Here is a 9,893-nt window from a genome sequence, read left to right on the forward strand (position 1 = left end):
AAGTAACATCAACGGCAGCAACTTTACAATCAAAATCGATCACATCGCTCAGGCATAATTTAAACGTGCCCGTATAAGCTCCAGAAAGATTATCTACAGAAACATAATATGTAGCTCCTACAGTAAGACCCAAATATTTGACAGGAGATGTTACATATTGTGAGGAATAAGCGGAACATCCAAGCTGAACAAGAGATGCGTCCCATAATGTAACATATGTATATCGCTGTGTACCCGCAGTCCCTCCGGATTGAAACTGAATACTTATAAAACCGGTTGCACTGGCAGTAAATTTAAACCATGTATTATAATTAGGGCCGCTTCCCATACAGGATCCTTTCGATTCGTCAGCAGTTGCACTGACTGAGGTATAGGCAGCATCAACAGAACAACCGTTGATCAGGGCAGTAATATCCGTTGCACTCGCCTTATTATCATTAGCCGGCTGAGCATAGCATACCACAACCGGAAGAATAAAAGTAACAGCAAATATTATCTGTAATTGCCTATTCATCTCATAAGGTATTCCACAGTCTTTAAATTGGTTCAATAATTATTGTACTCTACAACTCTTTTTACATGAAGAAACCAGTTTAAAGTTTCACAAAAACAGTTAATACCCCTAAAACTTATTCAAATTATACTCGCCGAATATGCTAAAGCAGGAACGATTCATCAATCCTTTATTCTGATATCCTTGTTCCTTCCCCAAATGTTGAGATTGTTCTGTTTTGTTTTTTACTAATTCTATGTGTAGCACAAGTAGTTGTTTCCCTATTTCCAACAGTGATTTAAAAATATCACCCTCTACTTTCTGTAATGGTCCAATTTCATTGGCCCAAACAAGCTATCCGATCGGCATCATACCAATATTGATTGGACTAAAAGTTAAATCAAATTGGTATAATTTATTCTGCTTTTTTCTGACAACTAAAGTTATTGTTACTGTATCCAACATCCAATACTTTTTTACTCAAATTATTTGTATTGAAATAAATATATGTTTATTGTAAATATTTTATTATCAAATATTTAAAAACAATTTATGTTAGTAGTCTCATTATGGTACATTCAGACTTACATTTATACTACACCCGTTTTTATCCTTAATATTTACGTTATATGACCCGGGACAAAGCTGGTTTTTATACCTGTTCACATATCCGTCCGGCCAGGTGTAGCTATACGGGCTTGTACCTCCTGAAGCCGAAACCATTACCCACTCTTTACAACCACAACTTACACAGTTGGCTGTACCTTTGGTAATTTCTCCGGTTAAGGGTGGTGGTGAAGTTATTACGATAGCAGTAGTCGCCGCACATCCCTTGCTGTCTGTTACAGTTACTGTATAGATCTGAGAAGTGAGATTTGAGATCTGAGATGTTGTACCTCCATTGCTCCATGCGAATGTATAACCCGGATTTCCTCCGACTCCTGTTGCGGTTGCTGAGCCTGTCGAAGCACCGCTACACGTTATATTTGTTGCAGTTGTTGTAAGGACTTGTTCCGCCTGCACCACTTGACGTTACGGAAGCACATGTGCCCGGGCACACCGAACTCCCTGTGGTCGTTACAGTCGGGCCGGTACAATTGACAACTACAATATTACTTACTACAGTTGCCGAACACCCTCCATTTGTGACCGTATGAGAAACACTATAAGTTCCGGTCGATAAAAATGTATAGGAAAAATTTTCCGGAGACCCATAAAATAAATAACCCGGATTAAGAAGCCAATAATATGTAACGCCGGTACCCGGTGCTGTACCGGTATTGGTAAAGTTTACTGTGGTTCCGGTACATATATTTCCACCGGGCGATTGAGCAAAAGTTGCAATTGCCGGATATGGAGGTATTGCGGCAACATTAATTGTCTTTACGGATGTGCAACCGCTTCCATCAGACACGGTAACAGAATAGGTCCCCGGAGCATTAACAGCTATACTGGGGGTTGATGACCCTCCTGTGCTCCAGGCATAAGTGTATGGCATTACCCCGCCGGACACTATTGCCTCAAGATAAACCATGCCTCCACAAGCAGAATTAGTGGTATTTAAAGTTACGACCGGTGTAGTTTGCGTAATATTAATTGCATGAGTTGCCGTACATCCGTTTACGTCTGTTACTAAAACTGTATAATTTCCTGCAGCAAGTCCTGTTGCGGTCTGACCAGCAGCGTTATTGCTCCAGGTATATATGTAAGGAGAAACTCCACCTGATGCTGTAGCTGTTGCACTTCCGTTATTGATGTTGCAAGCACCGGGATTTGTTGTCGCGGCAACTGTGAGAATTGGTTGTGTAACACTTACAGTACGGGCTGTTTTACATCCCGCTGCATCAGTTACTGTAATTGTATAAACGCCCCCAATCAACCCGGTTGCTGTTGAAGTTGTTTGTGCAACGGGGGAAGACCAGCTATACGTATAAGGCCCTGTTCCTCCTGTGGGTATAGCTGTGGCAGTGCCAGGAGTAACACACCCGGCAGGTGTTGCACTGGCGGCAACAGTCAAAGTTCCACTGCTGCCGGTTATAGTATAATAAACAGTATCGCGATTAACTATACAGGCAGCATCTTTAATTTCCACCCAATAGTTTCCGGGACAAAGCCCTGTAATTGTATTTGTAGCGCTTGCAGTGCTGATCGTTTGTGAACCATTGTTCCATACATAACTAAATGGCACAGTACCGCATGTGATGTTAACAGTAGCTGTGCCATTGCATACACACGATGTAGAATTTACCTGCGATTGGGTTTCCTGCATTCTATCCGGAACAAACTTATAAAGAGTACCATCATCAGAACCTCCAAATGTATTGTCGAAATATGCACCCGCGCCGGGGTCAAGAAGCGGAGGAAATGCAAGAGTGGATTGCCATTCACCAACAATATATAAATTACCATTTATGTCAAAATCCATAAAAGGGCGGGCTTCCCAACCATCTCCGCCCAAATAACTGGCCCATTTCAAAATACCTGCATTGCTGAACTCGGCAATATAATGATCACATGTATAAGGAAAACTACCCGGCGAAAAGTTAGTTGCTCCGTTAAAAGTGTTGTCAAAATATCCGCATCCCGGATTTAACGTTGGAAGATTATCGGATGTTGAAGCAAACAAAAGATAAACATTATCGCATTTGTCAACATCAACCTGCGCCCCTGTATTTGTAGCACTTGGATTTGAATTAAAAATGTCAAACAGGTCTTCCCATCCATTGCCTCCATAAAATGTTGACCATTGCAAAATACCCGCAGCAGAAAATTTTGCAATAAATACATCTGATCCGAATCCGGCATTTACAAATTGAAAATACGCGCCTCCTCCGGGATCCTTTAATCCTGTAGTAGGTGTCAGATTACTTGCATGACCAGCTACAAAAATATTATCGTTTGAATCGGTTACAACAGACGTAATTTGTCCGAATGGCATAAAACCTGTTGCCCATAACAGAATACCCGTACCGGAAAACTTCAGCAAAAATCCATTCTTATTAGAACCCAAAGCTGCTTCATTAAAGGCTCCTCCCCAGGCCTTAATAGGGAAATTAACCTGTGAACTCGTACACCCAACCACTATTATATTTCCATTGCTGTCAATAGTAATATCTTCCCCCCAATCTCCTCCGCCGATAGTTGAAAACCAAGGGCCTCCTCCGTAATAAGTGGACCAAATCAGATTTGTTGCACTTGAAAATTTAACAATAAAAATATCTCCCTCCCAATATCCAAAACTTCCATTGCCATTCTGGGTATTATCATAATATGCTCCTCCCCAGGCCTGAGTAGGAAAGTTTGTTGATTTTGTATAGCCGGTCAGATAAATATTTCCACTATTATCAACGGTAATTGCCTGCGTAACATCCGCGGCGCTGCCTCCATAATAAGTTGACCAATTCAAAACCCCGGTGTTCGTAAATTTTAAAATAAAAAAATCCTGTACCCCGTTAAAGGTATTGTCAAAATATCCTCCGGCATTAAGCGTTGGAATTCCGGCTCCTGCGGTGAATCCGGCAATATATACATTACCTGTGTTGTCTATGGCAAGGTCGATCCCTTCTTCCCGACTCGGACTTCCAAAATATGTTGACCATAGCATTGCTCCGACTGCCGAAAATTTAACAATAAATACATCGCCATTACCTCCACCAAATGTTCCCTTATAGTATGTTCCGGAATTTAAAGTAGGAAAACCATTGTTTGCAGCATACCCAACCATAAAAACATTACCGGCAGCATCACACTCAACTCCCATTGCGCCTTCCACACTTACACCCCCAACATAAGTTGCCCATACCAGTTGGGGATCGATTATAAGTGTTTGTGAGGGATCGTATTTACCAACTTCTATACTAACCTGATAAGAAAACCCTCCTATAATCTTCTTATTCGTTTGCCTTCTTTTATAGTGCGAGGATATTTCCTTAGACCCATCTTCCTGAAAGCAAAGAAGTCTTCCTTCATTTATTTTTCCCAGTTCATTCTCAAAAATAATTTCATCCCTTTTCATTTGCAATTTTCCGCTTCCTTCGTAAATGAATTTTACCTGATTAGGATCCGCATTAGGGTGAACAATAAAATCATGCTTAAGTCCCCCTGATACTATAGAGCTTTGATTATCTCTTTCAGATGAAAAGTTTGTGTATAATACCCAATCTATGCCGGGATATACTTCATGAATAATAATTTTGGAGTAAGTCTTTACATTTAAAATCCCATTTGGACAATGACTTAAATGGTAATTTACTTCGCCTTGTGTGATATCACCTTCAGTAATGATATTTTCTTTTTTGATAGATGCTCCTTGCAGGGTCATATCCACACGCTGCCACGCCCCCGAAAACTCATCCTCCTGCTTCACTTTCGAATTTGCAGAACCAATATTCTCCCTTTCTTTCTGATCCTTTTCTTCTTCTGATTTTAAAAATTGGTAGGTAAGACCACTTGTGGTTACCCAAATAATTAAACCAGGCAGTTCAGTTTTAAACAAAACATATGGCGCCGGCTCACCATTTATGTCGGCCATTTGCCCTTTGTTTTCAATAAAACCCAAAGCTGTTTGCTCCGACAGCCATTCATTTGCACGGGCTTTTATTTGTGGGTCAGTTATTTTATTATTGCCGGCAAATAAATTACCGATAATAAATAGCGCAACTAAAAAGCAATAGTTTCTGTCCTTCATTCTTGTTTTAATTTATCGCCAGAAAATTTTAAAAACTATGTTTGTAATCTGAATAAATAAAACGTTTAATCCGATTATCAGGGTGACGTAAGATTTACATTTATACTACAACCTTCACGGCGTAGTTAAACTTACGTTTATACTACACCCGTTTTTATCCTTAATATTTACGTTATATGACCCGGGACAAAGCTGGTTTTTATACCTGTTCACATATCCATCCGGCCAGGTATAGCTATACGGGCTTGTACCTCCTGAAGCCGAAACCATTACCCACTCTTTACAACCACAACTTACACAGTTGGCTGTACCTTTGACGAACTGTCCTGTTAATGCCGATGGCGAAATTATTGTGGATGCAGAAGCAGACGTACAACCCTTATTATCTGTTATTGTTACAGTATAGGTTCCGGTTGTTAATCCTGAAATTACAGTCGTTGATCCACCAGGGGCCGACCAGCTATAAGTATAAGGTGAACTTCCACCGCTACCTGTAGCTGTTACTAAACCGTCAGCGTTTCCATTACAAGCAATATTAGTTGATAAAACTGAAACAGTTACCGCAGGATTTACAGTAACCACAGCAGTTGATGTGGATGTATTTCCACCGGCATCCTTTATTGTTACTGTGTAAGTTGTTGTTGCAACCGGACAAGGAGCTATGTTTTGGGTTGTAGCAGTATTACTCCATGAATAAGTGTACGGACTTGTTCCTCCCGCACCGCTAGCTGTAACAACACCACAATTCCCGGGGCAGACTGCACTTCCTGTGGCGGTTACGGTTGGGCCGGATGTGCAATTAATTACTGTTATGTTACCGGTTGCATTTGCCGAACACCCGGAGGTCCATACCGTATGAGATATACTGTATGACCCTGCAGTTAAAAAAGTATAGGAAAAATTAACCGTAGTACCGCTCACATTTGCAGGAGTGATCGGCGATACTACCCAGTTATATGTACCTGTGGTACCGGTATTGGTAAAGTTTATAGCAGTACCAATACAAACAGTTCCGGCAGGCGATTGGGTAAAAGTAGCTGAAGCAGGATTGGGTGCAACAGTTATTGAAAATGTTTTAGTACCTGTACATCCTCCGGCATCAGTGGCTGTAACAGAATAAGTTCCCGCTACAAGTCCAGTAGCCGAATTAAGCTGTCCATTGCTCCAGGAATACGTATATGGCGTCCCCCCTCCTATAGCAGTAGCCGTAGCTGTTCCCGGATTGCCACAGGTTCCATTGACAGGCGTTACAGTTACAGCAATTGGTGCCTGTTGAGTTATGGCAACAACTTTTGTCAAACTGCAGCCGGTAGCATCCCTTACTGTTACGGTATAATTCCCGGCTGAAAGACCGGTAGCGCCCTGGGTGGTTTGTCCATTGCTCCAGCTATAAGTATAAGGAGGAGTTGCAGTACCCATAACCAACACTGAAGATGTTCCATTATTCTTTCCATTGCATAAATAATTTTGAACTCCGGCTACAATCGTCATCTGCGTATTATTCACGGTGAGATTCACGGAGGTTTTACAATTTAGTCCATCGGTGATCAGTACACTATATGTGCCTTGTGAAAGGCCTGTTGCCGCGGAGCCCGAACCACCGGTTGGAGACCAGCTGTAAGTATACGGCGATGTTCCACCGGTTACAGTAACTGATCCGGAACCATTATTTGCTCCGCACTTCGCATCCACCACATTTGAAGTAGGATTCAATGTCGCGACACAACAACTGACACTGGTTACAGTTACAGGAATAATGATCGAATCTGCAGGACATCCGATTACTAATTTTACATTATAAGTTCCCCCTGTGGCATATACATGAGAGGGATTTTGCACATAAGATGTGGTTCCGTCACCAAAAAACCATTTCCAGGAAGTTGGAGTCCATGAACCACTTTTCCAGACACAATTGCCCGAACTCATATCTGTAAATTGAACAGGTACATTACAATTAGGTCCTGATGAGAAACTAAAATTCGGAACAACTTTTGACTTAAATTTAAAAATAACAGCCTGATCATATATACCATTAAGCTTAGATGGCTGCACTACTCCCGCGGTTGTCGGAAAATTACCGGAATGAGAAGTACCGCACATGACCACTTCATCATCTCCGCAACCACCGATTCGTAAAACTGGTTTGATACTTGAATAATCACTATTATTTCCTCCAATATAAGTTGAATAGAGCAAAATGCTTGCCGTTGAATTCAATTTACTCAGAAAAAAATCGGACCCGCCGTTTGGTGAAGTATCAAACGCACAGGAAGTAGTTGGATAATCCGGCGGAACTACCGGTATTGCAGAATTAGTATTGCCGGTAATGTATGCTTCATCAAAATTATTTACAGCAATTCCATTTGCGTTATTTGCATGACCCAAAAAAACAGAATAGATGAATGTTGAACCAGTATTATTTAAACGAAATACAAAAGCACTTGCCATATTAAATACTGTATTGAACACTCCGGGAGTGATTGGGAAATTAATAGATTGTGTCGTACCAACCACAAAAGCTTCATTTGCCGGGTTTACTGCAATAGAGAAAGCCTCCTCAAAATTAAAACCTCCAACATATGTTGAATACACCAATCCGCTTCCTGCCGCGTTTAACTTTGTTACAAAAGCATCCTGCGCCCCATTATAGCTATTATCATACGAACCGGCTGTAGTTGGAAAGTTAATTGAACCTGTTGAGCCGGTAACATAAGCTGCACCGGCTGCATCAATCGCGATACCGCTTCCATTATCAGAACTGGTTCCCCCTAAAAATGTAGAATAAATTAAAGCGGTACCGGTCGGATTTAGCTTCGTTACAAATCCATCACGCACGCCATTGTACCCTGTATCAAAGGACCCGGCTTTTACAGGAAAATTCGCGGATGCTGTGACTCCGGTTACAAAAGCTTCTCCGGCAGAATTAATAGCAAGTCCATCACCCATCCACGTAAGGTCATCATTATCCACCCCTCCGAGGTAAGTAGAATATATTAACGCAGACCCTGTTGCATTAAGTTTAGATATAAAAACATCACTGAAACCACCCCCAAAAGCAGGTTGGAAAGCGCCTGCCGTGACCGGAAAATTAGGAGAATCGGTATTTCCGGCTATTATTACTTCATTGGATGCAGTAACCGCTATTGAATAACCCAACTCGGATCCGCTACCGCCAAGATTGGTAGAGTAAATAATTGCGGTACCTGTAGGATTTAATTTAAAAACGACGGCATCTCTTGCTCCGTTTCGTACAGGCTGAAATACCCCGGCTGTAATTGGAAAGTTAGCGTCATTATAAGTTGCACCATACACATTTCCCACAGCATCCAACGCAATGTCTCCCATATAACTATTACTCGCAGCGGTCCCTCCTAAAAATGTTGACCATGCTAAAATTACCGGGTCGATAACGAGTGTATTTGCCGGATCATAATCTCCTTTCAATATGAATCCAAAAGTTGTTTTATCAATTATACGGTATTCAATGCTGACTTTTTGTTTTCGTCCGCTTATCAATTGATATGACTCCGGAAGCTCCTCCAATAATGTTCCCCACACTGTTGTTATTTCCAATTGGCCTTTATCATTAATATTCAAGTGTTCCACACCTTCGAGTTGCATCCGAATAACATTAATCTCTCCGCCTGGCTTTATAACATAATCGTACTTCAACTCCTTACCTGAACTATAATAATTAATATCAATATTATGATATATGTTCTCATACGAGATCATACGAAAATCAGGAACATTGATTCTGTGTTTTGTAAAATCATTTCCAAGAAGATAATTCGTATGACTATCCTCTTTTCCTTCAGATATTACATTAACATTTGGATTTGCCTCTTTAAAATGAAGATTCCAAACCAGGTATTCACTTTGAGACTCTACGGGAGACCGGCTAATGGCAGATGAATTAACATCAGGCTCTTCCAACTCCCGTACGACTGCAAAACTTAACTTGTCTTTTAAAAAATAAATATTAGCGTTCCAGCCGGGTGAAGATCCTTTGTAAAGTATTTTATTATCATCTACGGTATAGTCATCCCATTGCCCCATATTTTTACGGAACATTACCGGTAAATTGGAAATATTATTATAAATAATTTGTCTTTCGTTTTCACTTAAACTATTTCCTGTAAAAATACCGGGCCAATCACCATTGTCGGAATGTTGGGCATTAACCTCAATATTATCATTCAGTAAAAAAATACTGAAAATAATCAGAGTGCGTGTCCTGTTAAAGTTGCTGATCATGAAATATGATATTTATTTTCAAAAGCTTAATACTATAAACAAGTGGATCAGGGCGCGGTTAAATTAACATTAATACTGCACCCATTCTTATCCTTTATATTTACACTATAACCACCCGGACACAACTTATTTTTATACCTGTTCACATATCCGTCCGGCCAGGTGTAACTATAAGGACTTGTGCCGCCTGCCGCATTTACCATGAGCCATTCTTTACAGCCGCATCCCGCACAGCCGGCTGTACCCTTGGTAAATTGTCCGGTTAAGGGTGGTGGCGAAGTTATCGCGGCAGTAGTAGTCGCCGCACATCCCTTGCTATCTGTTACTGTTACTGTATAGATCTGAGATGTGAGATTTGATATCTGAGATGTTGTACCTCCATTGCTCCATGCGAATGTATAACCCGGACTTCCTCCGGCTCCTGTTGCGGTTGCTGAGCCTGTCGAAGCGCCGCTA

The 9,893-nt window shown here is 41.1% G+C and carries 5 protein-coding genes; all 5 read right to left on the reverse strand.

The genetic code is table 11. The features are described from left to right. Positions 1-514: hypothetical protein (locus tag HYU69_14105; protein MBI2271473.1), on the reverse strand; the 514-nt coding region annotated here is incomplete at its 3' end. 546 nt (positions 515-1,060) lie between these two features. Then, a complete protein-coding gene (locus HYU69_14110; GenBank protein ID MBI2271474.1) occupies positions 1,061-1,516 on the reverse strand; it encodes a SprB repeat-containing protein in 456 nt (151 codons plus the stop codon). Next, on the reverse strand, positions 1,467-5,180 hold the full coding sequence (locus HYU69_14115) for an SBBP repeat-containing protein (protein ID MBI2271475.1): 3,714 nt from the start codon (positions 5,178-5,180) through the stop codon (positions 1,467-1,469). The genes HYU69_14110 and HYU69_14115 overlap by 50 nt, the downstream gene beginning before the upstream one ends. Positions 5,181-5,294: 114 nt before the next feature. Beyond that, positions 5,295-9,437 carry a PKD domain-containing protein gene (locus tag HYU69_14120; GenBank protein MBI2271476.1) on the reverse strand — a complete coding sequence of 1,381 codons (4,143 nt, stop codon included), beginning with the start codon at positions 9,435-9,437 and terminating at the stop codon, positions 5,295-5,297. Positions 9,438-9,484: 47 nt separating this feature from the next. Further along, positions 9,485-9,893, reverse strand: a 409-nt coding sequence (locus HYU69_14125; protein ID MBI2271477.1) for a SprB repeat-containing protein, incomplete at its 5' end; no start/stop codon positions are given.

The organism is Bacteroidota bacterium, from assembly GCA_016183775.1.
Lineage (GTDB): Bacteria > Bacteroidota > Bacteroidia > JABDFU01 > JABDFU01 > JABDFU01.